This window comes from Mesorhizobium sp. W016 (assembly GCF_054719485.1).
On record NZ_JBTTIF010000002.1, the window covers coordinates 674,681 to 696,389 of the forward strand.

The 21,709-nt window shown below is 63.4% G+C and carries 25 protein-coding genes; 12 read left to right on the forward strand and 13 right to left on the reverse strand.

Annotation, left to right across the window (positions count from 1 at the left end):
* Nucleotides 1-98: 98 nt before the first annotated feature.
* The 5 genes from sucD to mdh are packed head-to-tail and all read right to left on the reverse strand — an operon-like array spanning nt 99 to nt 4,085.
* Nucleotides 99-1,004, reverse strand: coding sequence for a succinate--CoA ligase subunit alpha (gene sucD / locus ACYG9V_RS03650; RefSeq protein WP_023699237.1), 906 nt, complete (start codon nt 1,002-1,004; stop codon nt 99-101).
* 12 nt (nt 1,005-1,016) lie between these two features.
* Nucleotides 1,017-1,508, reverse strand: a complete 492-nt coding sequence (locus ACYG9V_RS03655) for a DUF1579 family protein (RefSeq protein WP_023699238.1) — start codon at nt 1,506-1,508, stop codon at nt 1,017-1,019.
* 3 nt (nt 1,509-1,511) lie between these two features.
* Entirely contained in the window at nt 1,512-1,883 is a 372-nt protein-coding gene (locus ACYG9V_RS03660; protein ID WP_352765686.1) for a cupin domain-containing protein, read from the reverse strand.
* Between the two features lie 6 nt (nt 1,884-1,889).
* On the reverse strand, nt 1,890-3,083 hold the full coding sequence (sucC, locus tag ACYG9V_RS03665) for an ADP-forming succinate--CoA ligase subunit beta (protein ID WP_023699240.1): 1,194 nt from the start codon (nt 3,081-3,083) through the stop codon (nt 1,890-1,892).
* 33 nt (nt 3,084-3,116) lie between these two features.
* A complete protein-coding gene (gene mdh, locus ACYG9V_RS03670; protein WP_023670541.1) occupies nt 3,117-4,085 on the reverse strand; it encodes a malate dehydrogenase in 969 nt (322 codons plus the stop codon).
* 233 nt (nt 4,086-4,318) lie between these two features.
* Here mdh and ACYG9V_RS03675 point away from each other — a divergent pair, with 233 nt between their 5' ends.
* A complete protein-coding gene (locus ACYG9V_RS03675; RefSeq protein ID WP_352765684.1) occupies nt 4,319-4,684 on the forward strand; it encodes a GNAT family N-acetyltransferase in 366 nt (121 codons plus the stop codon).
* Between the two features lie 272 nt (nt 4,685-4,956).
* Here the strand turns inward: ACYG9V_RS03675 and zapE are convergent, their stop codons facing one another.
* Complete coding sequence (gene zapE / locus ACYG9V_RS03680) at nt 4,957-6,141, reverse strand: cell division protein ZapE (protein WP_352765682.1); 1,185 nt, start codon at nt 6,139-6,141, stop codon at nt 4,957-4,959.
* Between the two features lie 30 nt (nt 6,142-6,171).
* Nucleotides 6,172-6,711: a protease inhibitor Inh/omp19 family protein gene (locus ACYG9V_RS03685; protein ID WP_023687689.1), complete on the reverse strand. Its 540-nt coding sequence runs from the start codon at nt 6,709-6,711 to the stop codon at nt 6,172-6,174.
* Nucleotides 6,712-6,907: 196 nt separating this feature from the next.
* Between ACYG9V_RS03685 and ACYG9V_RS03690 the strand changes: the two genes are divergently transcribed.
* The 9 genes from ACYG9V_RS03690 (at nt 6,908) to ACYG9V_RS03730 (ending at nt 14,274) form a co-directional block, all read left to right on the forward strand.
* Entirely contained in the window at nt 6,908-7,072 is a 165-nt protein-coding gene (locus tag ACYG9V_RS03690; protein ID WP_352765680.1) for a hypothetical protein, read from the forward strand.
* A gap of 9 nt (nt 7,073-7,081) precedes the next feature.
* Nucleotides 7,082-7,705, forward strand: coding sequence for a hypothetical protein (locus ACYG9V_RS03695; protein WP_245263098.1), 624 nt, complete (start codon nt 7,082-7,084; stop codon nt 7,703-7,705).
* Nucleotides 7,706-7,803: 98 nt separating this feature from the next.
* Nucleotides 7,804-7,965, forward strand: coding sequence for a DUF1328 family protein (locus tag ACYG9V_RS03700; protein WP_023683859.1), 162 nt, complete (start codon nt 7,804-7,806; stop codon nt 7,963-7,965).
* A gap of 73 nt (nt 7,966-8,038) precedes the next feature.
* Nucleotides 8,039-8,923, forward strand: coding sequence for a diaminopimelate epimerase (gene dapF, locus ACYG9V_RS03705; RefSeq protein WP_023687687.1), 885 nt, complete (start codon nt 8,039-8,041; stop codon nt 8,921-8,923).
* Nucleotides 8,923-10,251 carry a tRNA (N(6)-L-threonylcarbamoyladenosine(37)-C(2))-methylthiotransferase MtaB gene (gene mtaB / locus ACYG9V_RS03710; RefSeq protein ID WP_031195600.1) on the forward strand — a complete coding sequence of 443 codons (1,329 nt, stop codon included), beginning with the start codon at nt 8,923-8,925 and terminating at the stop codon, nt 10,249-10,251. Before dapF ends, mtaB begins: the two co-directional genes overlap by 1 nt.
* 3 nt (nt 10,252-10,254) lie before the next feature.
* Nucleotides 10,255-12,246, forward strand: a complete 1,992-nt coding sequence (ftsY, locus tag ACYG9V_RS03715) for a signal recognition particle-docking protein FtsY (RefSeq protein ID WP_023831871.1) — start codon at nt 10,255-10,257, stop codon at nt 12,244-12,246.
* Nucleotides 12,247-12,307: 61 nt separating this feature from the next.
* A complete protein-coding gene (locus ACYG9V_RS03720; RefSeq protein ID WP_023715760.1) occupies nt 12,308-12,979 on the forward strand; it encodes a septation protein A in 672 nt (223 codons plus the stop codon).
* Nucleotides 12,980-13,045: 66 nt separating this feature from the next.
* The gene (locus ACYG9V_RS03725; protein ID WP_023671741.1) at nt 13,046-13,666 is read left to right on the forward strand and encodes a pyridoxamine 5'-phosphate oxidase family protein; all 621 of its coding nucleotides are present in this window, start codon (nt 13,046-13,048) and stop codon (nt 13,664-13,666) included.
* Nucleotides 13,667-13,725: 59 nt separating this feature from the next.
* The gene (locus ACYG9V_RS03730; RefSeq protein WP_023687681.1) at nt 13,726-14,274 is read left to right on the forward strand and encodes an NADPH-dependent FMN reductase; all 549 of its coding nucleotides are present in this window, start codon (nt 13,726-13,728) and stop codon (nt 14,272-14,274) included.
* Between the two features lie 83 nt (nt 14,275-14,357).
* Here ACYG9V_RS03730 and ACYG9V_RS03735 read toward each other — a convergent pair whose 3' ends face one another.
* The gene (locus tag ACYG9V_RS03735; RefSeq protein WP_023683852.1) at nt 14,358-14,564 is read right to left on the reverse strand and encodes a tautomerase family protein; all 207 of its coding nucleotides are present in this window, start codon (nt 14,562-14,564) and stop codon (nt 14,358-14,360) included.
* A gap of 160 nt (nt 14,565-14,724) precedes the next feature.
* Nucleotides 14,725-15,645 (reverse strand): SMP-30/gluconolactonase/LRE family protein, encoded by a 921-nt coding sequence (locus tag ACYG9V_RS03740; protein WP_023671738.1) that lies wholly within the window; start codon nt 15,643-15,645, stop codon nt 14,725-14,727.
* Between the two features lie 286 nt (nt 15,646-15,931).
* Here ACYG9V_RS03740 and ACYG9V_RS03745 point away from each other — a divergent pair, with 286 nt between their 5' ends.
* Nucleotides 15,932-16,099, forward strand: coding sequence for a hypothetical protein (locus tag ACYG9V_RS03745; protein ID WP_023671737.1), 168 nt, complete (start codon nt 15,932-15,934; stop codon nt 16,097-16,099).
* Nucleotides 16,100-16,283: 184 nt separating this feature from the next.
* Here the strand turns inward: ACYG9V_RS03745 and ACYG9V_RS03750 are convergent, their stop codons facing one another.
* From ACYG9V_RS03750 to ccmA, 4 genes are all read right to left on the reverse strand, one after another.
* On the reverse strand, nt 16,284-16,865 hold the full coding sequence (locus ACYG9V_RS03750; RefSeq protein ID WP_023726030.1) for a DsbE family thiol:disulfide interchange protein: 582 nt from the start codon (nt 16,863-16,865) through the stop codon (nt 16,284-16,286).
* Nucleotides 16,862-17,053: a heme exporter protein CcmD gene (ccmD, locus tag ACYG9V_RS03755; protein WP_023755643.1), complete on the reverse strand. Its 192-nt coding sequence runs from the start codon at nt 17,051-17,053 to the stop codon at nt 16,862-16,864. The genes ACYG9V_RS03750 and ccmD overlap by 4 nt, the downstream gene beginning before the upstream one ends.
* A 123-nt stretch (nt 17,054-17,176) precedes the next feature.
* Nucleotides 17,177-17,842, reverse strand: a complete 666-nt coding sequence (ccmB, locus tag ACYG9V_RS03760; RefSeq protein ID WP_023755644.1) for a heme exporter protein CcmB — start codon at nt 17,840-17,842, stop codon at nt 17,177-17,179.
* A 193-nt stretch (nt 17,843-18,035) separates the two neighbouring features.
* A complete protein-coding gene (gene ccmA, locus ACYG9V_RS03765; RefSeq protein ID WP_352765675.1) occupies nt 18,036-18,638 on the reverse strand; it encodes a heme ABC exporter ATP-binding protein CcmA in 603 nt (200 codons plus the stop codon).
* Between the two features lie 285 nt (nt 18,639-18,923).
* Between ccmA and acnA the strand changes: the two genes are divergently transcribed.
* Nucleotides 18,924-21,614, forward strand: coding sequence for an aconitate hydratase AcnA (acnA, locus tag ACYG9V_RS03770; RefSeq protein WP_460221911.1), 2,691 nt, complete (start codon nt 18,924-18,926; stop codon nt 21,612-21,614).
* Nucleotides 21,615-21,709: the final 95 nt, after the last annotated feature.

A 21,709-nucleotide genomic window follows, 5' to 3' on the forward strand; every position in this document is an offset into this window, starting at 1 on the left:
TTTCAAAAGCGAATAGTGAGTAGCGAATAGCGAGTAGGGATTTTTCCCGGGTCGCGCCGTTACTCTCTTTTCCCTATTCGCTATTCACTACTCGCTACTCACTTGGCCTTGATCGCCTCGACCAGCGTCGTGCCCAGACGCGCCGGCGATGGCGATACTTTAATGCCGGCCGATTCCATCGCCGCGATCTTGTCTTCCGCGCCGCCCTTGCCGCCGGAGATGACCGCGCCCGCATGGCCCATGGTGCGACCGGCCGGCGCGGTGCGCCCGGCGATGAAGCCCGCCATCGGCTTTTTGCGGCCGCGTTTGGCCTCGTCCTTGAGGAACTGCGCGGCGTCTTCCTCGGCCGAACCGCCGATCTCGCCGATCATGATGATCGACTTGGTCTCGTCGTCGGCGAGGAACATCTCGAGCACGTCGATGAACTCGGTGCCTTTGACGGGGTCGCCGCCGATACCGACGGCGGTCGTCTGGCCGAGGCCGACATTTGTGGTCTGGAACACTGCCTCATAGGTAAGCGTTCCCGAGCGCGAAACAACGCCGACCGAGCCTTTGCGGAAGATGTTGCCGGGCATGATGCCGATCTTGCATTCGTCGGGGGTGAGCACACCAGGGCAGTTCGGGCCGATCAGCCGCGAGGTCGAGCGGTCGAGCCGCGCCTTGACCCTGACCATGTCCATCACCGGAATGCCTTCGGTGATGCAGACGATCAGCGGGATCTCGGCTTCGATGGCTTCGAGGATGGCTTCGGCGGCGCCCGCCGGCGGCACATAGACGACCGAGGCGTTGGCGCCGGTCTTTTCCTTGCCCTCGGCGACCGAGGCGAAGATCGGCAGGTTTTCGCCCTTGGCGCCGGTCCAGGTCTCGCCACCCTTCTTTGGATGGATACCGCCCACCATCCTGGTGCCGTGATAGGCCAGCGCCTGTTCGGTGTGGAACGTGCCGGTCTTGCCGGTCAGGCCCTGCACCAGCACCTTGGTGTTCTTGTCGATGAGAATGGACATCGGAGCCCTTTTCTAAAAACCGTTGATCGAGGAAGGCGAGACGCGCCGGTAGACGCCGCTCACCATGTCTTGCCAGCTGTCGCTGCCGGCAGGTTTGAAATGCAATCGCATGCGGTAGGCATCGGCATTGTCGAAAATATATGTGACCCGCGCGGAACCGCGCGGCGACGACCGATCAAGAGTGAGCTCGCTGCCGTTCCATGCGCCTGTGGCCGGCGAGGCCGGCACAAAGCCCATGGAATCGAACTGGTGCATGGTGACGAGGCTGTTTTGCTGATCGAATCCGAACACTGAGTGCGAGCCGAACGAGACCGTGCCGTCGCGGCGCTGGCGATAGCGCTGCACCACGAACAGGCCGCCGAACTGTGCCTCCCCCAGCACCTCCGACGTCGCCGGTCCACCATCGGCCCATTGTGTTTCCGCCACCTCTTCCTCGCCGCGCCACGCGCCGACCAGCGCCTGCAGGCGCTGGTGATCGGCCGAGAGCAAGGAGAACGCGTTCATGGGTCAGAGCCGCTTCAGGTCGGAGACGGTGAGGTCGCTCTTGGCGTTGCCGGTGTTGAGCGTCGTTGCCGGCTCGAACATCAGCACCACCTGCTCGGCGGTCAGCGACCGCGGCCGGTGCTCGACGCCCTTCGGCACGACAATGAAATCGCCCTCGCCGAGCTCGACCGGGCCGTCGCGAAAATCGATGGCGATCTTGCCCCGCAGCACGAGAAAAGCCTCGTCCTCATGCTCGTGCGCATGCCAGTCGAAGGTCTCGCCGAACTTGGCGACCTTGGCCTGGCTGTCATTGACGTCGCCGGCAATATGCGGATCGAAGACCTTGGTGATCGTTCGATCCGCCGCCTCGACCAGGTTTATCTTGCGCGGAGGCATTCGCCTTCAGCCCTTCACCGCCGCCACGATCTTCTTGGCTGCGTCGTCGAGATCGTCGGCCGACACGACGTTGAGGCCGCTGTCGTTGATGATCTTCTTGCCGAGCTCGGCATTGGTGCCTTCAAGACGCACCACCAGCGGCACTTCCAGGCCGACTTCCTTGACTGCGGCAATGACGCCCTCGGCGATGATGTCGCACTTCATGATGCCGCCGAAGATGTTGATCAGTATGCCTTTGACGGCCGGATCCTTGGTGATGATCTTGAACGCCGCCGTCACCTTCTCCTTCGACGCGCCGCCGCCGACATCGAGGAAGTTGGCGGGCTCGGCGCCGTAGAGCTTGATGATGTCCATAGTCGCCATGGCGAGGCCGGCGCCATTGACCATGCAGCCGATATTGCCGTCGAGCGCGACATAGGCGAGGTCGTATTTCGACGCCTCGATCTCCTTCTCGTCCTCTTCGGTGGTGTCGCGCAATTCCATCAGTTCGGGGTGGCGAAACAGCGCGTTGTTGTCGAACGACACCTTGGCGTCCAGCACGCGCAGGCGGCCGTTTTTCATCACGATCAGCGGGTTGACCTCGAGCAGGCTCATGTCCTTCTCGACAAAGGCCTTGTAGAGGATCGGGAACAGCGTGCCGGCATCCTTGGCGGCATCGCCGTTTAGTCCCAGCGCTTCCACCAATATGTCGACGTCGATGGTCGTCACGCCGGCCAGCGGATCGATGGCGCGGGTGATGATCTTGTCCGGTGTGTCGTGGGCGACGCCTTCAATGTCCATGCCGCCCTCGGTCGAGACGACGAAAGCGATGCGGCCGACCGAGCGGTCGACCAGGATCGACAGATAAAGCTCGCGCTCGATGTCGGCGCCGTCCTCGATATAAAGACGGTTGACCTGCTTGCCGGCGGGGCCGGTCTGCTTGGTCACCAGCGTGTGGCCGAGCATCTCATTGGCGTTGGCAACGACTTCGGCAACCGACTTAGCCAGCCGCACGCCGCCCTTTGCGTCGGGCGACAGTTCCTTGAACTTCCCCTTGCCGCGGCCACCGGCGTGGATCTGGCTCTTCACCACATAGAGCGGGCCGGGCAGCGCTTGTGCCGCGGCTTCCGCCTCGCTTGCCTTGAACACCGGCACGCCTTCGGCCACCGGCGCACCAAACGACTTCAGCAGCGCCTTGCCTTGATATTCATGGATGTTCATCTGGATGGTCTCCGGATCGGCTGCTTTGGGGGATTACTTCGAGGCGAGGTGCGGGGCGATCTTGACGCAAGCCTCGGTCAGGCCCTGCACTGTCGCCACCGAAGCGTCGAACATCTTCTGCTCGGCCTTGTTGAGGTCGATCTCGATGATGCGCTCGACGCCGCCGGCGCCGATGACAACGGGAACGCCGACATAGGTGCCCTTGACGCCATACTGGCCCGAGAGATGCGCAGCACAAGGCAGCACGCGCTTCTTGTCCTTGAGATAGGATTCGGCCATCGAAATTGCGGAAGCCGCCGGCGCGTAGAAGGCCGAGCCGGTCTTCAAGAGGCCAACGATCTCGGCGCCGCCGTCACGGGTGCGCTGGACGATCTGGTCGAGCTTTTCCTTCGAGGTCCAGCCCATCTTGATGAGGTCCGGCAGCGGAATGCCCGACACCGTGGAATAGCGGATCATCGGCACCATGGAATCGCCATGGCCACCGAGCACGAAGGCGGTGACGTCCTCGACCGAGACCTTGAACTCCTCGGCGAGGAAATAGCGGAAGCGCGCGCTGTCGAGCACGCCGGCCATGCCGACGACATGGGTCTTGGGCAGGCCCGAAAACTTCTGCAGCGCCCAGACCATGGCGTCGAGCGGGTTGGTGATGCAGATGACGAAGGCCTTGGGCGCGTATTTCTTCAGCCCGGCGCCGACCTGTTCCATGACCTTGAGGTTGATGCCGAGCAGATCGTCGCGGCTCATACCCGGCTTGCGCGGCACGCCGGCAGTGACGATGCAGACATCGGCGCCCTCGATCCCGGCATAATCATTGACCCCGGTCAGCCGGGAGTCAAAACCATCGACCGGCGAAGACTGCGCGATATCGAGCCCCTTGCCTTGCGGGATGCCCTCGGCAATATCGAACAGCACCACGTCGCCGAGGTCCTTGAGGCCGATCATGTGAGCGAGCGTGCCGCCGATCATGCCGGAGCCGATGAGCGCTATCTTGTTGCGTGCCATGTGAGGAAATTTTCCCTTTGTCTGTGACGACGCCCAAATCTCTGGCGATCTGGTTGACGGCGTCGAGGAAGAGGCCGGAATGCTGTGGTGTCAGCGGATTTCGCCGCATCCAGTAGCCCTGGTGGAAGATATATTCAATCGATTATTTTCGAGTGAATAATTTCAATCGGTTAGAAACATTGGGATTTACGTAAACGTCAAAGTTTGTAAGCCGACTTGAGAGATTTTACACAATGAACGTGGAAATCAGAAGACTATATCCAGGCGATGACGCCCTTGTGAAGCGCATCGCCGAAGACGTGTTCGATGAACCGGTACGGGCCGACAGACTGTCCGCCTACCTCGCCTCCTCAGGTCATATGATGATTGTGGCACTGGCCGATGGCGTCGTCGTCGGCCAGTGTGCTGCCGTCATCCACCGCCACCTGGACAAGGTCAGCGAACTCTACATCGACGAGGTCGGCGTCTCACCCGCCTACCAGCGCCATGGCATCGCGCGAAAGATGCTCGACGCCATGTTCGCGCTCGGCCGCGAGCAGGGATGCGGCGAAGCCTGGGTCAGCACCGAACCGGACAATGTTCCAGCGCGCGCGCTTTAATGAAACGCGCCAGGAGCCGCATGGGCCGGCGGAGTCGTTTGTGATGTTTGTGTATGAGCTTTAGGCGTCGGCGGGACAGCGCCCCCCTCTGCCTTGCCAGGCATCTCCCCCACGAGGGGGGAGATCGGACGTCACGCGACCTTTCGCCAATCTCCAATGGCCGCAGGAATGAGCGGAGCGCCGAAACCGCCAATCTCCCCCCGTGTGGGGGAGATGTCCGGCAGGACAGAGGAGGGCGCGAAGGATCACTACATAATGACCTCTTGGAACCCTCAGACCTGCGCTTCCGCGTTGTCCTTTTGCCGTTCCGCCCAATCCTCCAGCCAATCCCGGCTCTGCATTTCGATCAGGCGCGAGGCCGTGCGCTCGAATTCGAAGACCTCGTTGCCGCGCTTGGCCGTATAGAGCTCCGGCGGCGAGGCGTCGGCGCTTACCACCAGCCGCGTGTGATGATCGTAGAGCGTGTCTATCAGGAGGATGAAGCGCTTGGCCTCGTTGCGCTTGCCTTCGCCCAGCACCGGCACGTGATCGATGAAGACGGTCGAGAAGCGGCCGGCAATGGCCAGAAAATCGCGCGCGCCGAGCGGCTTTTCGCAGAGGTCGGCGAAGGAAAACCGCGCCGCATTGCCGGCAGCAGCCGGTATTCTAACCTGCCGCCCCTTGAGCGTCAGCGCGGTCTCGGCCGCTGCCGCCCCATGCGTCATCGCCTGCCAGGCTTCGTCGAGGATACGATCGGCTTCGGCATCCGCCGGCGTGACATAGACGGGCGTGCGGGCGAGCTTTTCCAACCGATAGTCCTTGTCGGCATCGAGCGTCAGCACATGGGCGTGGCGCTCGAGAATGCTGATGAAGGGCAGGAAGAGTTGGCGGTTCAGCCCGTCGCGATAAAGGTCCTGCGGCGCGACATTCGAGGTGGCGACCAGAACCACGCCATTGGCGAACAGCGCCGAAAACAGCCGCGACAGGACCATCGCATCGGCAATGTCGGTGACTGAAAACTCATCGAAGCACAGCACCCAGGCCTGTTCGGCAAGCTGAAGCGCGACCGGCGGGATCGGGTCGTCCTCCTTGACGTCGCCGTTCTTGCGCGCCTGCCGGTGCTTCTGGATGCGGTCCTGCACATCGGCCATGAAGTCGTTGAAATGAACGCGGCGCTTGCGCCTGACCGGCAACAGCTCGAAGAACATATCCATCAGCATGGTCTTGCCGCGACCGACGCCGCCATGAATGTAGAGGCCCTTGACGACCTCGCGCGTCTCGCGCTTGCGGGCAAACAGCCAGCCGAGCGCGCTCGACTTGTGCGCCAGCCGCTTGACCGAGATCTCGTCAGTCAGCCGGTCGAGCGCGGCGGCGATGCGCTCCTGCGCCGCATCGCGCTCGATGGCGCCGGTTGCGACCAGATGGTCGTAGCGCTGCCTGACGGTCGCATGGGTCTGGAGGCCGTCACGCAGATGCATCGGTCACGTCGCTGTCTAGGGATAGGCAGCCTATCTTGTAAGCGATATCGGCAAGCCGTTGGTAGTCTGGCCGTCGAATTTCGAACCGCCCGAGGAATAGAGCCGCGCCAGCGTGCCGCCATTCTCGTCATAGAGCGTCAGCTGCTTGCCGGCGACGTTCCACGATTTGATGCCGTCGATGGGCGGCGGGCAATGCAGCGGCCCGGCGCGGAAGCCGGCGCCGAATTTGGTCTGCGGCGTCGCCACCTTGCAGCTCTGTCCGGACACGCTGGCGTTCCAGACGCCGGCAACGCTCGCAGCGGTAAGGTCGGAGGCTCCGGCCGGCGCCGATCCGTCCGGCGGCAGCGAGGCGACCTGCGCGCCTGCCGGCGCGGTCGGGAATTGCGATGGGTCGGTGGTGCCCGGCGCTGCCGGGGGCGGCAGTTGGCTTCCGCTCACCGTGCCGGCGGGCGCGGGCTGCAGCGGGGCGGGCTGCTGGTCATCCATCGATGAAAAACGCGAGGTCGAACAGCCGCTCGCAACGAGCGCTGCCAGCGATACGGCCATCAGCCCGCTTCTCGAAAAAATCATTCCAACCTCCGTCGGATCCGGCTGGGGGGAAGCCGTCCGCACAATCACCCCTCACCAAGATGGAGAAGGTGGCGAAATTTCAACCCGATATGGTTAAAATAGGGTTTGCACCACGAATTGTTGTAAATTTGTCGCAAAATGGCTGGCGGACAAAAGGCATGTCTTCGCTCTAGCGCGGTTCCAACCGGTACATTGGTTGCGAAAGCGGCACCGGAGCCCGCGGCAGGTCGGCGCATCGGCGGTCGAGCGCAAATGCCGGCGCAAACTGACTGAAGCGCTTGAGGCGCAAGGCCTGGGTGAGCGGTTTCGCGCCTTCCGTCCGGGCGAGCTTTGGGACGTTCCCGAGATCGAGCGCGGCTGAAGTCTGCATTTGGCCGTTTACGGCACTGCCGTTTTAGCCGATGGTCTATCGCAACAGGGGGAACAGATGAAATCAATCTTGGCAGTTTTGATCGCGCTGGTAATTTCGACGCCGGCCGCTTTCGCGGGTGAAATCACCGATCGCGCCGCTGAAGCCGAAAAGGCACTGCAGGCGGGTGATGGTGCCGGCGCGCTGGACAAATTCCGCAGCGCCGAGGACGCTCTGTGGCAAGCGATGCCGCTTGGCGTGCAAAATGTGAAGCACATCATGTCGGCCAGCGGGTTCGGGGCCTACGCCGAGCGCCCGAACCATGTCTACAAGCCGGGCGAAGAGATTGTGCTTTATATGGAGCCGGTCGGTTACGGCTACGGCTCGGATGGGCTCGGCAACAACCAGATCGCGCTTTACGTTGACCTTACCGTGCTTTCCCAGTCGGGCGAGAAGCTGGGAACCGTCGAAAAGCTTGGCCGGGTCCAGCTCGCCTCGCGCTCGCATAACCGAGAGATGTTCTTCAAATTAAACGTCTCCCTGGATGGCGTTCCCCCCGGCAAATACCGCGCGGATTTCCTCATGCACGACGAGAACTCGCAAAAGACGGCGCCTTTCACGACCGACTTCGAGATTGCCGAATAGCGCGCCCAGTCGGAAAGAGCCTCGCGGCAACGGAACCAGAGCGCCGCAGATGCGTTCTTAAGCCGGCTGCAGGCCAGTCAATTTGCGAGGCATTGTCCATGATCAAATGGATCATCATTCTTCTCATCGTTGCTGCCGCCGCCAGCCTGCTCGGCATGCCGGCGCTGGCCGGTGCCGCCGCCACCGGCGCGCGCGTGCTGATCGGCATCGTTCTCGTCATCTTCCTGCTGATCGTGCTCGGCGTTTTCGCGGTAACCTAAACGCAGCCCACACTGGTAATTCCCGCCCGTTTCCGCCATATAGCGGCGAAACGTACAGGAATTACCTCAGATCATGGCAGGCACTGCCCCCTTCGCCAAGATGAACGGCATCGGCAACGAAATCATCGTCGCCGACATGCGTGGCCGTGCCGATAGGGTCACGGCGGCGTCGGCTGTCGCGCTGAACGCCGATGCGGCGACTAGGTTCGACCAGATCATGGCGATCCACGATTCGCGCACGCCGGGCACCGCGTTTTACATCGACATTTTGAATTCCGACGGCTCGGGCGCGCAGGCCTGCGGCAACGGCATGCGCTGTGTCGTCCAGGCGCTGGCCGCCGAAACCGGCCAGAAGACTTTCACCTTCGAGACCCGCGCCGGCATCCTCAACGCCGTCGAACATGCCGACGGCACCATCTCGGTCGACATGGGCACTCCGCGCTTTGGCTGGCAGGACATTCCGCTGGCCGAGGAATTCCGCGACACCCGCATGATCGAGTTGCAGATCGGCCCCATCGACGCGCCGGTGCTGCATTCGCCTTCGGCTCTCTCGATGGGCAACCCTCACGCTATCTTCTGGGTCGACAACGATGTCTGGTCCTACGAACTCGAGCGTTTCGGCCCGCTGCTCGAAAACCATCCGATCTTCCCCGAGCGCGCCAACATCACCATCGCCCAGGTAACGTCGCCGGAGACGATGATCATCCGCACTTGGGAGCGCGGCGCCGGCCTGACCAGGGCTTGCGGCTCGGCCGCTTGCGCTTCCGTCGTCGCCGCTGCCCGCACCCGGCGCACCGGCCGCAGCGTTACGCTGATGACGCCCGGCGGCGGCTCGCTGCATGTGGAATGGCGCGACGACGACCACGTCATCCTGACCGGCGCTGCCGAATGGGAGTTTTCCGGCAATTTCGATCCGTCGACCGGCACCTGGGCCCGCGACACCGAAAGCGCGGCCTGATGTCTGCGCTTGCCGATACCAAGGGCCCCAACTCCCAAGGCATAGACGTCGTCACCTTTGGCTGCCGTCTCAACACCTATGAATCCGAAGTGATGCGCCGCGAGGCCGAAAGCGCAGGTCTCGGCGCGCTCAAAGGCGGCGCCATTATCTTCAACACCTGCGCCGTCACCGCCGAAGCGGTGCGCCAGGCCAGGCAGTCGATCAGAAAGGCCCGCCGCGAAAATCCGGCGGCGCGCATCATCGTCACCGGCTGCGCCGCGCAAACCGAACCGCAGAATTTTGCCGCCATGGACGAGGTCGACCTCGTGCTTGGCAACGAAGAGAAGCTGAAGGCCAACTCCTACCGCGCGCTGCCGGATTTCGGCGTCAACGACAGCGAGAAGGCGCGCGTCAACGACATTTTCTCGGTGCGCGAGACCGCCGGCCACATGGTCGACGCCATTGACGGCCGGGCACGTGCTTTCGTCCAGGTGCAGAACGGCTGCGACCATCGCTGCACCTTCTGCATCATCCCCTATGGCCGCGGCAACTCACGCTCGGTGCCGATGGGCGCGGTTGTCGAGCAGGTCAAGCGTCTCGTCGGCAACGGCTACGCCGAGATCGTGCTGACCGGCGTCGACATGACCTCTTTCGGCGCCGACCTGCCGGGCGCGCCGAAGCTGGGAAAGCTGGTGAAGACCATCCTGAAGCAGGTGCCTGATGTGAGGCGGCTGCGGCTGTCCTCCATCGATTCGATCGAGGCCGACGACGATCTGCTGGACGCCATCGCCACCGAGCCCAGGCTGATGCCGCATCTGCATCTGTCGCTGCAATCAGGTGACGACATGATCCTGAAGCGCATGAAGCGCAGGCATTTGCGCGACCAGTCGATCCGCTTCTGCGAGGATGTGCGCAAATTGCGCCCGGCAATCGTCTTCGGCGCCGACATCATCGCCGGCTTCCCGACCGAGACCGAGGAAATGTTTCAGAATTCGATAAAGATCGTCGAGGAATGTGGGCTGACGCACCTGCATGTCTTCCCGTTTTCGCCGCGCGAAGGCACGCCCGCCGCGCGCATGCCGCAGGTCCGCCGCGAATTGGTCAAGCAGCGCGCGGCCCAGCTGCGCGCCGCTGGTGAGGCTGCGTATCGCCGCCATCTGTCGTCGCTTCCCGGAACGCGCCAAACGATCCTTATCGAGCGCGACGGCGTCGGCCGCACCGAAGGGTTCACGCTTGCCGGGCTCGGCACAGGCGCGCCGGGCGAGATCGTCGAGGCAGACATCACCGGCCATGACGGCGTGCGCCTGATAGCGGCCCCGCTCACTGCCCGCGCCGCCTGCGACGATTGAAGCATGGCCGGTTTTTTCAAGAACATATTTTCGTTCGGCAAGAAGGAAGTCGTCGAGGAGCGCATCGACGAAACCGCTCCCCTGCCGCCGATCAAATGGGATGCGCTTGAGGCGCTGAAGCCGGCGGCCGAGCAGGTCGTTCCGGAGTTCTTGAAGCGCGAGGAGCCCGAGCCGCCGACGCCCCACCCTCCCCTCGATGGGGAGGGTCGCCACGAAGTGGCGGGGAGGGGTGAGAGCGCCGACGCCGACGCCACTCACCCCCACCCCCAAGCTTCGCTTGGGGCCTCCCCCATCGAGGGGGAGGTAAAGCCTGCGCCGCAGTCGGCGCCAGAAGAACCGAAGCCCGAACCCACGCCGACCATCCCGCCCGCGCCGGAACCGGTCGTCCCATCCGAGCCGGAACCGTTGCCGGAGCCCGCGCCGGTAGAAGAACCGCAGCCTGAGCCGGAGATACCCGAGCCGCCTGCACCGGAAGAAGTTCCTGCGCCGCCAGCCGTTCCGGAGCCGGCTCCCGAGCCGCAGCCCCAAGAAGTGCCGCCGGCGCCGGCCGAGCCGGAGATCGAACCATCGCGTCCGGAACCGCAGCTGGAGCCCGCTCCCGTCGAAGTGCCGACGCCTGCCGAGACTCCCGCAGAACCGGCCGCCCCGATCGAAGTGCCGCAACCGTCCGCGCCTCCCGCACAGCCTACCTCAGAGGTCAGCGCCGCCCCTCATCCGCCTGCCGGCACCTTCTCCCCGTATAGCCACGGGGAGAAGGACGAGGCGACCCACCCTCCCCTCGATGGGGAGGGTCGACGCGAAGCGGCGCGGTGGGGTGACAGCGCTGACGCCAGCGCAAATCACCCCCACCCCCAAGCTTCGCTTGGGACCTCCCCCATCGAGGGGGAGGTAAAGCGCACTCCGGTCGAAGCCACACCCGCGCCGGTCGAAGTCCGGGCTGCCACGGCGGGGGTTGCGCCCATGCCTGAACCGGGTTTTCCGCCGACACCACAGCCGACACCGTCAGTCGGCAAAGTCACCGTCACCAAAAAGGTCGAGCAGAAAGCCGAGCCGCAAAAGGCGCCCGAACCGGCGCCGCGACGCTCCTGGTTCCAGCGCATGCGCGACGGGCTTGCCCGCTCCTCGAAAGAACTCACCGGCAACATCGCCGGCGTCTTCACCAAGCGCAAGCTCGACGAGGAGACGCTGCAGGATCTGGAGGACGTGCTGATCCGTGCCGATCTGGGCATGGAAACAGCCTTGCGCGTCACCGATGCCCTCGCTGCCAGCCGCTACGGCAAGGATGTCTCCGACGCGGATGTCCGCACCATCATGGCGGCCGAGGTGGAGAAGGTGCTGGCCCATGTCGCCATGCCGCTGGAGCTCGACCTGTCGCACAAGCCGCATGTCATTCTGGTGGTCGGCGTCAACGGCACCGGCAAGACCACGACCATCGGCAAGCTCGCCGCCAAACTGACCGATGGTGGCCTGTCGGTGATGCTGGCCGCCGGCGATACCTTTCGCGCTGCAGCCATCGAGCAGCTGAAGATCTGGGGCGAGAGGACGAAGTCTCCGGTCATCGCCTCGAAGATCGGCGCGGATGCCGCCGGCCTTGCCTACGACGCTTTCGAACGCGCCAAGGAGGCCGGCTCCGACGTACTGATCATCGACACCGCCGGCCGGCTGCAAAACAAGACCGAACTGATGGCGGAGCTGGAAAAGATCGTGCGCGTGCTGGGCAAGCTCGATCCGGAAGCGCCGCATACCGTGCTGCAGACGGTCGACGCCACCACCGGCCAGAATGCGCTCAATCAGGTCGAGATCTTCCGCAATGTCGCCGGCGTCAACGGCCTGGTGATGACCAAGCTGGACGGCACGGCGCGCGGCGGTATTCTGGTCGCGATCGCGGCAAAGCACAAACTGCCGGTCTACTTCATCGGCGTCGGCGAACAGGTCGACGACCTCGAACCATTCTCGGCCGGCGAATTCGCCAGGGCGATCGCGGGCGTAGCGTAAAAAGCACGATCCCGAAGAGCTGCAGGCTTTTTTGGACAAGATCATGCGTCAGAAGGAAGTCATGAACCCTCCCATCCTCGAACGCGACCCGTCCGACCCGCGAAAGAAGAAAGAAAGCGTCAATCCGCTGCTCAAGCTGGTGCTGGAACTCGGGCCGCTGATGGTGTTCTTCTTCGCCAATGCACGCGGCGCCTGGCTGGTGCAGAAATTTCCTGTCCTGGCCGAATTCGGCGGGCCGATCTTCGTCGCCACCGGCCTTTTCATGGCGGCGACGGCGATCGCGCTGATCGCCTCCTGGCTGCTGCTGCGCACCTTGCCGATCATGCCGATGGTCTCGGGCGTCGTCGTCTTCATCTTCGGCGCGCTGACGCTCTATCTGCAGGACGACGTGTTCATCAAGATGAAGCCGACCATCGTCAACACCCTGTTCGGCGGCGTGCTGCTCGGCGGTCTGTATTTCGGCCGATCGCTGCTCGGCTATGTCTTCGATTCGGCCTTTCGCCTCGATGCCGAAGGCTGGCGCAAGCTGACTTTCCGCTGGGGCCTGTTCTTCCTGTTCCTGGCTCTTGCCAATGAAGTGGTGTGGCGGAATTTTTCCACCGACTTCTGGGTTACCTTCAAGGTCTGGGGCATCATGCCGATCACCCTGTTGTTCACCTTCAGCCAGATGCCGCTGATCCTGCACCATTCGATCGAGGATAAGACCGAGAAGGTGGAAGAAGCCGGCAAGTAGAGCAATTCCAGGAAAGTGTGAAGCGGTTTTCCGTCCGGAATTGCGTCCGAATAAACGGAGACGGCCATGGAATTCGTTACCACGCGCGATGAACTGAGGGCGATCTACAAAACGCCGCGGCCGACCGACGCATCGATGCGCAAGGAGCTCAAGGCGCTTGACGGCCACTGCCGCTCCTTCATCGGCAAGAGCCCTTTCGTGCTGATCGGTTCTTCCGACGGCGCCGGCAATGCCGACGTGACGCCGAAAGGCGACAGACCGGGCTTTGCCCTTGTCCTCGACGACAGGACCATCGCCATTCCCGACCGGCCCGGCAACAACCGGCTGGACACGCTGGAAAACATCCTGCTCAACCCTTCGGTCGGGCTGCTTTTTCTCATCCCCGGCATGAACGAGACGCTGCGCATCAATGGCGACGCCCGCATAACCGTCGATGCCGGTTTGCGCGAGCGCCTCACCGTCGACGGCAAGCAACCGCAAAGCGTCGTCGTGGTGAGCGTCAAGGCCGCTTACATGCACTGCGCCAAGGCCTTCATGCGCTCCGAATTGTGGAAGCCGGACAGCTGGCACGACCGCGCGACGTTGCCGACGCTCGGTCAGATCCTGTCCGATCAGATGGCGCATGCCGAAACTGCCGACGATTTCGACCGCTCGCTGGACGAAGCCTACAGCAAGACCCTGTGGTAGATTTCGGGTACGATTCGCCATTGCGGTCCTTTGCCGGTTTTCGCTAGCCCTGTTTGCCCTTGATCGAACTCCTCGCCATCTCCGGCAGCCTGCGCGCCGCCTCGACCAATTCGGCGCTGCTGGCGGCGCTGTCCGCGAACGCGCCTTCGGATTGCCGCGTAACTGTCTATGACGGGCTCGGCCTGCTGCCGATCTTCAACCCGGATGACGAAGGCGAGCGCACACCGGCTGAGGCCATGCGGCTGATCGAGGCCGTCACCAGCGCCGACGGCATCATCCTCTCCTGCCCCGAATATGCCCATGGCGTGCCCGGCGGCATGAAAAACGCGCTCGACTGGCTGGTCTCGCGCGACGCCGCAGTCGCCAAGCCCGCCATGCTGGCCCACGCCTCCGCGCGCTCGCTCTACGCCCGCGCCGCGCTGGCCGAGATCATGCGCACCATGTCGTTCGCGCTTTGTGAGAATGCGGTTCTGGAGATTGCCTTGCTCGGCAAGAAACCGCCGGAGATAGAAGCGATCCTAGGAGAGGACGAGAACCTGCGGGCCATGCGCGAAGCGGTGCAGGTTTTCGCGAGTTTTATACGCGCAAACGTTGCCTCGTCATCCTAGGGCGGAGCAAGGAGCGAAGCGACGCGGCGCAGACCCTAGGATGACGAACGAAAGGGTGCGGCGCACCCCAACGTGCCGCAGTGCTACCCCTTCCGCAACGTCTCGACATCGGTCACACCGACATACCAGTCGCGCGCGTTGACCTCTTCGAACACCACCCAGACGTCGTCATTGCTAAGCCCGGTGGCGTCCATGATGGCCGCCGTGACCTTTTTGGCAATGTCGGCCTTCTTGCCAGCGGGATCAGCGGCGATCACTTCCTTGACGATGCGGATGTTGACGAATGGCATGATGTCCTCCCTTGAATTGTGTCTGATACCGCCGCGCCGCGGCTCCGAAATCCGCTCCGGCGAACCGCTTGGCGGTGGTTCCGGCGGCCGCAGCGCAACAGGCGCCGCCGGCAGGCGCAGAAACGCCATCAAGGCCGCCAGAGAAGCGTTTGCAGCAGCCTCAATACGTCTTCGCCCCGTTCACCATCAGCCGCACCATGTAGAGCGACGTGGTGCCGGCGATGTAGAGGCAGTTCAGCTTGTTGCCGCCGAACACGCAATTGGCGGTCACTTCCGGCACCTTGACCTTGCCGATCAGCGTGCCGTCGGGATCGTAGCAATGGATGCCGTCGGCGGCACTGGTCCAGATGCGGCCGGCCTCGTCGAGCCGGAAGCCGTCGAATAGGCCGGCCGTGCAGTCAGCGAACACCTTCCCGCCCGAGACCTTCTTGCCGTGCTTGCCGACGTTGAAGACCCGCATATGCGCGGGGTTCTGCGCGCCATGGGTGCGGCCGGTGTCGACGACATAGAGCTGGCTTTCATCCAGTGAAAAGGCAAGCCCGTTCGGCCGGACCATGTCGGTGATGACGGCCTCGACCTCGCCCGTATCCGGATCGACCCGGTAGACATTGCAAGCGCCGATCTCGCTTTCGGCCTTGTCGCCCTCATAGTCGGTGTCGATGCCGTAGCTCGGATCGGTGAACCAGATCGAGCCGTCGGATTTCACGACCGCGTCATTGGGCGAATTCAGCCGCTTGCCTTTCCATTCGGCCGCGATGGTGGTGACGGAACCGTCATGCTCGGTGCGGCTGACGCGGCGGCCGGAATGCTCGCACGTCACCAGTCGGCCCTGGCGGTCGACGGTGTTGCCGTTGGAATTGCCGGAGGGCTGACGGAAGACGCTGACATTGCCGTCGGTCTCGTCATAGCGCAGCATGCGGTTGTTGGGGATGTCGGACCAGACGACATAGCGGCCGGCGGCGAACCAGGCCGGCCCTTCCGCCCACTGACATCCGGTAAACAGCTTTTCCACCTGGGCGTTGCCGTTGAACAGCCGCGCGAAACGTGGATCGAGAATTTCGTAATAGTCTGCGGTCGCCATGCATTTCCTCCGGGCATCACGTGACCCGCGGATCAAGCCAGCCTGCGGGCGCGATGGCAAGGTGGCGCAGGCGCAATTGTAAGACAAAAGGTGCCCGGCCGGCATGGCCCGCCAGCCTGCCCGGCCGTTTATGGTGCTGTTAGCGCTGTATTAACCTGCTATGCGCCCTGCGCAATGGTGCATTGCAACATCTTCTTTTTGCATCGCACCATTCCTATGTCATGTTGCGAACGACCAAGGGAGGAACAAATTCACCGCTGATATGCGGTACGAAAGGACCCTTGCTATGGCTTTTGACAACCTCTTCTCCCGCGCGCGCACCTCGATGGCCAAGCGCCGCCACTACAACCGCCTCGTCGCGGAAATCGAAAACCTGACGAGCCGCGATCTGGCCGACCTGCGCGCCGACCGCTCGGAAATGCTCTACCAGGTCCACAGGCAGATCTACGGCTGAGCATTTCAGACGTCAGCAGGGCACCGCCCCTCACCCGGATTGCCAAACCGAATTGCATGAGCAATTCGGGCAATCCGACCTCTCCCCTCGGGGAGAGGAGCTAGCCTGTAACGATGCTTCCCTCTTCTCCCTCACGGGGAGGAGGGGGCGCGTAGCGGCCCGATGAGGGGGCACGGCGCCAACGTCAGCCCGGTGCCGCGAGCGCCTTTTCAATCTGCGGCAACAGAACATCCCTCGCCGACTCCCCTGTCAGCGGCCCGACATGCTTGTAGGCAATCTTGCCGTCCTTGCCGATGACGAAGGTTTCCGGCACGCCGTAGACGCCCCAGTCGATGGCCGTGCGGCCGGCCTCGTCGACACCTATCGCCTGGAACGGATTGCCGAGATCACCAAGGAACCGGCGCGCGTTTTGCGCTTGGTCCTTGTAGTTTAGCGCGGCCATGACGAAGCGCTTGTCCTGCGACAGCGCCAGGAGCACCGGATGCTCTTCCCGGCACGGCGCGCACCACGATGCAAAGACGTTGACCAGCGTTACCTTGCCGGCGAAGGCTTTTGAATCCAGCCCGGGCAGGTTTGATCCTTCCAGCGCCGGCAGGTTGGTCTGCGGCGCCGGCAGGCCGATCAGCGCCGACGGCACTGCCGCCTCGTCGCGTCCCGACAAAAGCTGCGACAGGAACAATCCGGCGAGGCCGAGAAAAACCAGCAGCGGCAACAGCACGATCAGGCGGCGGCGCGGCGACGCCGGCGTTTCGCTTTCCGTGCTCATGGCTTGCTGGCCCCAGTGCTGGCCCCAGTACCGGCTTTGTCCGAGCGACGCCGCACGCCGGCCGCTTCGAGTTCCGCCAGTTCGCGCTTGCGGGTCCGCTGGTCGAGCAGGATCCAGCCGATCAGCCCGGCCAGCACGATCGCCGTGATGCCATAGGCGACCGCGACATAGAGTGCGTGTGCACTCATGCGCTTCGCGCCCCTTCCACCGTCGCTTCGTCGTGCTCGATCATGGCCTTCCCATGGCTTTGCGGCTTTCTTAGCTTTGCGGCTGGGGCTTCGCAATTGATCCGTCGCGCCGCAGCGGTCATATCAGTCCGTTCCATGCCGCAGCGCCAGTGCTGCCGCCACCGGACCCAGCACGGCAAGAAACAGCGTCAGCGCGGCAAGAATGAGGAAGGGCTGCAGGAACGGATCAGGGTCGGCCACCGCGCCGTAGCTCGCCGACACTCCGAAGATCAGCACCGGGATGGTCAGCGGCAACACCAGCACCGAGATCAGCAGCCCGCCGCGCGGCAGCGCCACCGCCACCGCCGCCCCGACCGCGCCGATGAAAGTGATGGCCGGCGTGCCGACCAGCAGCGTGAGCGCGGTGGCGCCGATGCTGAGCGGCTCCATGTTCATGAACAGGCCGAGCAGAGGTGCCGCAACCACCAGCGGCAGAACGCTGCCCATCCAGTGCGCCAGGCACTTCACCAGCACCGTCAGCGCCAGCATGTGGCGGTCATTGCCCAGCACCAGAAGATCGAGCGAACCGTCTTCGCGATCGGCCTGAAACAACCGGTCGAGGCCGAGCAGGCAGGCGAGCAGAGCGCCGATCCAAAGGATCGCCGGACCGATGCGGGCGAGCAGCTTCAGGTCCGGTCCGACACCGAAGGGGATGGTGGCGATGACGGCGAGGAAGAAGATGACGCCGGTGAGCGCTCCGCCGCCGGCGCGGACGGGGAGGCGGATGTCGCGCAGGAAGAGGGCTAGCATGATTTGAGATGCCCGCGCTTGAGCACCCCCCTCTGGCCTGCCGGCCATCTCCCCCTCAAGGGGGGAGATTGGATAGAATTTCGGCCTTCGCCAATCTCCAGCGCAGCAAAATCTGCTCGGCAGCCGAGCTGCTGATCTCCCCCCTTGAGGGGGAGATGGCCGGCAGGCCAGAGGGGGGTGCCTGGCACCGACATCAAATCCCCATCCTCAATTCCTTCGCCCCATCCAATCCCAGCGGCAGGTGCGTCGCCGCGACAATAATCCCGCCCTCCGCGCAATGCCTCGTCATCAGCCCCGCAAACCGCGCCTCCGAAGCCTTGTCCAGCCCGGCCGTCGGCTCATCCAGCAGCCACAGCGGCTTATGACTGACCAGCAATTTCGCAATTGCCGCGCGCCGCCTTTGCCCGGTCGACAGATAGCCGAAAGGCAGGTGGCCGATGCCGCCGAGACCAACCGTCTCCAGCGCCTCTTCGACACCCGACTGCCCATCGCCGTTGAAATCGCGCCAGAAGCGCAGATTCTCCGCCACGCTGAGCGCCGTCTTCATTGCGTTGAGGTGGCCGAGATAGTGGACCGCCGAAGCGATCGTCGGAAACGTCTCGCCGCCGCCCTCGATGCGCGCGTCGCCTTGCGCCTTCGGCAGCAGCCCGGCGATGACCCTGAGCAGCGTCGATTTGCCCGAACCGTTCGGCCCGGTGACGACCAGCACCTGGCCCTGGTCGAGCGCAAAACCGATGCCGGAAAAGACCGTCTCGCCGCCGCGTTCGCCGCCCAGATTTTCGGCAATCAGCCGCATGCCTGCCCGTCCCGAAAACTTTACCGCGCGATAGCTGCCGCATCGCACAAATTTGCTCCGCAACTGTCTAGAACTATTCCAGAAAATTCTCTATATGCGGGACATCCGTGCCAGCGGTCGGCACGGGAACAGAATTTGCGCCGAACCAGCGCACGCGCCGCCTTGAACGGCTCGGGTTGGCTGGGAACGGACAGCGGAAATGGCCGTACCCGCACCTTTGCGCGTGATTGCATGCCCATCGGCGTCCGTTCCCTTTCAGGCTGAACAGACAAGGACGGACCGCACGTGTCAAAATCCCTCGACAGTTTCAATTGCCGCCGCACCCTCACCGTGGGTGGCGCGGACTATGTCTATTACAATCTGGTCGAGGCCGAGAGGAACGGCCTCACCGGCATTGCCCAGCTGCCTTATTCGATGAAGGTGCTGCTGGAAAACCTTTTGCGCAATGAAGACGGCCGCTCCGTCACCAAGGACTCTATCCAGGCTGTGGCCGGCTGGCTGACGGACAAGGGCACCGCCGGCGTCGAGATCGCCTATCGCCCCGCGCGTGTCCTGATGCAGGATTTCACCGGCGTCCCGGCGGTGGTCGACCTGGCCGCCATGCGCGACGGCCTCAAGGCGCTCGGCGGCGATCCGCAGAAGATCAATCCGCTGGTGCCGGTCGACCTCGTCATCGACCACTCCGTCATCGTCGACGAATTCGGCACGCCACTGGCCTTTGCCAGGAATGTCGAGCTCGAATATGAGCGCAACGAAGAGCGCTATAAATTCCTGAAATGGGGCCAGCAGGCGTTCCGCAATTTTCGCGTCGTGCCGCCCGGCACCGGCATCTGCCATCAGGTCAACCTCGAATATCTCGGTCAGGTCGTCTGGACCAACACGGAAGACGGCGGAACGACCGCCTATCCCGACACCTGCGTCGGCACCAATTCGCACACCACTATGATCAACGGCCTTGGCGTGCTCGGCTGGGGCGTCGGCGGTATCGAGGCCGAGGCGGCGATGCTCGGCCAGCCGGTTTCCATGCTGTTGCCCGAAGTCATCGGCTTCCGCCTTACCGGCAAGCTCAGGGAGGGCATCACCGCCACCGACCTCGTACTGACCGTCACCCAGATGCTGCGCAAGAAGGGCGTCGTCGGCAAGTTCGTCGAGTTCTTCGGCCCGGGCCTGTCCAACATGACGCTGGCCGACCGCGCCACCATCGGCAACATGGCGCCCGAATATGGCGCCACCTGCGGCTTCTTCCCGGTCGACGGCGAGACCATCCGCTACCTCACAATGTCGGGCCGCGAGGAAAGCCGCATCGCCCTGGTCGAGGCCTATTCCAAGGCGCAAGGCATGTGGCGTGACGCCGGCTCGGCCGACCCTGTCTTCACTGACCTGCTCGAACTCGAGCTCGACAGCGTCGTGCCGTCGATGGCAGGTCCCAAGCGCCCCGAAGGCCGCGTTCCGCTCGAAGGCATTCCGGCCGGCTTCGCAAAGGCGATGGAAACCGAGTACAAGAAGGCTGCCGAAATCCACAAGCGCTATGCCGTCGAAGGCACCGACCATGATCTCGGTCATGGCGATGTCGTCATTGCCGCCATCACGTCCTGCACCAACACCTCCAACCCGAGCGTGCTGATCGGCGCCGGCCTTTTGGCGCGCAACGCCAACCGGCTCGGCCTCAAGCAGAAGCCGTGGGTGAAGACCTCGCTGGCGCCGGGCAGCCAGGTGGTCGCCGAATATCTGGAAAAGTCCGGCCTGCAGAAGGAGCTCGACCAGATCGGCTTCAACCTGGTTGGTTTCGGCTGCACCACCTGCATCGGCAATTCCGGCCCGCTGCCGGCGCCGATCTCCAAGACCATCAACGATAAGGGCCTGATCGCCGCCGCAGTGCTCTCCGGCAACCGCAACTTCGAAGGCCGTGTTTCACCTGACGTGCAGGCGAACTATCTGGCGTCGCCGCCGCTGGTGGTAGCCCATGCTTTGGCCGGCACCGTCACCAAGGACCTGACCACCGAGCCACTCGGCGAAGGCCGCGACGGCAAGCCGGTCTATCTCAGGGATATCTGGCCGAGTTCGGCCGAGATCCAGGAGTTCATCGAGAAGAACGTCACACGTGAGCTATTCGCCCGCAAATATGCCGACGTCTTCAAGGGCGACGAATACTGGCAGAACGTCAAGGCGCCGGAAGGCCAGACCTATGCCTGGGACGACAACTCGACCTATGTGCAGAACCCGCCCTATTTCGCCGGCATGACCTCCGGTTTCGGCAAGATCGGCGACATCAAGGGCGCGCGCGTGCTCGGCCTGTTCGGCGACAAGATCACCACCGATCACATCTCACCGGCGGGTTCGATCAAGGCCGCTTCCCCGGCCGGCAAATACCTCACCGACCATGGCGTCGGCGTTGCCGACTTCAACCAGTACGGCACAAGGCGCGGCAACCATGAGGTGATGATGCGCGGCACCTTCGCCAACATCCGCATCCGCAACCACATGCTGGGCGAGAACGGCCGCGAGGGCGGCTACACCATCCACTACCCGTCGAAGGAAGAGGAATCGATCTACGACGCGGCGATGAGATACAAAAAGGAAGGCGTGCCGCTGGTCATCTTCGCCGGCGTCGAATACGGCAACGGCTCCTCGCGCGACTGGGCAGCTAAAGGAACGAATCTCCTCGGTGTCCGTGCCGTCATCGCCCAGTCCTTCGAGCGCATCCATCGCTCCAACCTAGTCGGCATGGGCGTCATCCCCTTCGTCTTCGAGGAAGGCACCTCATGGGCCTCGCTCAACCTCAAGGGTGACGAGCTGGTCGAGATCGACGGCATAAGCACCATCAAGCCACGCCAGACGATGATCGCCAAGGTGACCTATGGCGACGGCACCGTGAAGAACGTGCCGATCATCTGCCGCATCGATACGCTGGACGAACTCGACTACTTCAAGAATGGCGGCATTTTGCAATACGTGCTGCGCGATCTGGCCGCGTAGCGGCCAGGGCTTAGGCAGTAGGGATTGGGCGGTAGCGGGGAACGACATCCCCTACTCCCTACTCCCTACTCCCTACTCCCTACTCCCTACTCCCT

Coding starts and splice junctions, on each gene's coding strand:
- sucD (WP_023699237.1), bottom strand. CDS start 1,004: ATGTCCATTCTCATCGACAAGAACACCAAGGTGCTGGTGCAGGGCCTG.
- ACYG9V_RS03655 (WP_023699238.1), bottom strand. CDS start 1,508: ATGAACGCGTTCTCCTTGCTCTCGGCCGATCACCAGCGCCTGCAGGCG.
- ACYG9V_RS03660 (WP_352765686.1), bottom strand. CDS start 1,883: ATGCCTCCGCGCAAGATAAACCTGGTCGAGGCGGCGGATCGAACGATC.
- sucC (WP_023699240.1), bottom strand. CDS start 3,083: ATGAACATCCATGAATATCAAGGCAAGGCGCTGCTGAAGTCGTTTGGT.
- mdh (WP_023670541.1), bottom strand. CDS start 4,085: ATGGCACGCAACAAGATAGCGCTCATCGGCTCCGGCATGATCGGCGGC.
- ACYG9V_RS03675 (WP_352765684.1), top strand. CDS start 4,319: ATGAACGTGGAAATCAGAAGACTATATCCAGGCGATGACGCCCTTGTG.
- zapE (WP_352765682.1), bottom strand. CDS start 6,141: ATGCATCTGCGTGACGGCCTCCAGACCCATGCGACCGTCAGGCAGCGC.
- ACYG9V_RS03685 (WP_023687689.1), bottom strand. CDS start 6,711: ATGATTTTTTCGAGAAGCGGGCTGATGGCCGTATCGCTGGCAGCGCTC.
- ACYG9V_RS03700 (WP_023683859.1), top strand. CDS start 7,804: ATGATCAAATGGATCATCATTCTTCTCATCGTTGCTGCCGCCGCCAGC.
- dapF (WP_023687687.1), top strand. CDS start 8,039: ATGGCAGGCACTGCCCCCTTCGCCAAGATGAACGGCATCGGCAACGAA.
- mtaB (WP_031195600.1), top strand. CDS start 8,923: ATGTCTGCGCTTGCCGATACCAAGGGCCCCAACTCCCAAGGCATAGAC.
- ftsY (WP_023831871.1), top strand. CDS start 10,255: ATGGCCGGTTTTTTCAAGAACATATTTTCGTTCGGCAAGAAGGAAGTC.
- ACYG9V_RS03720 (WP_023715760.1), top strand. CDS start 12,308: ATGAACCCTCCCATCCTCGAACGCGACCCGTCCGACCCGCGAAAGAAG.
- ACYG9V_RS03725 (WP_023671741.1), top strand. CDS start 13,046: ATGGAATTCGTTACCACGCGCGATGAACTGAGGGCGATCTACAAAACG.
- ACYG9V_RS03735 (WP_023683852.1), bottom strand. CDS start 14,564: ATGCCATTCGTCAACATCCGCATCGTCAAGGAAGTGATCGCCGCTGAT.
- ACYG9V_RS03740 (WP_023671738.1), bottom strand. CDS start 15,645: ATGGCGACCGCAGACTATTACGAAATTCTCGATCCACGTTTCGCGCGG.
- ACYG9V_RS03745 (WP_023671737.1), top strand. CDS start 15,932: ATGGCTTTTGACAACCTCTTCTCCCGCGCGCGCACCTCGATGGCCAAG.
- ACYG9V_RS03750 (WP_023726030.1), bottom strand. CDS start 16,865: ATGAGCACGGAAAGCGAAACGCCGGCGTCGCCGCGCCGCCGCCTGATC.
- ccmD (WP_023755643.1), bottom strand. CDS start 17,053: ATGAGTGCACACGCACTCTATGTCGCGGTCGCCTATGGCATCACGGCG.
- ccmB (WP_023755644.1), bottom strand. CDS start 17,842: ATGCTAGCCCTCTTCCTGCGCGACATCCGCCTCCCCGTCCGCGCCGGC.
- ccmA (WP_352765675.1), bottom strand. CDS start 18,638: ATGCGGCTGATTGCCGAAAATCTGGGCGGCGAACGCGGCGGCGAGACG.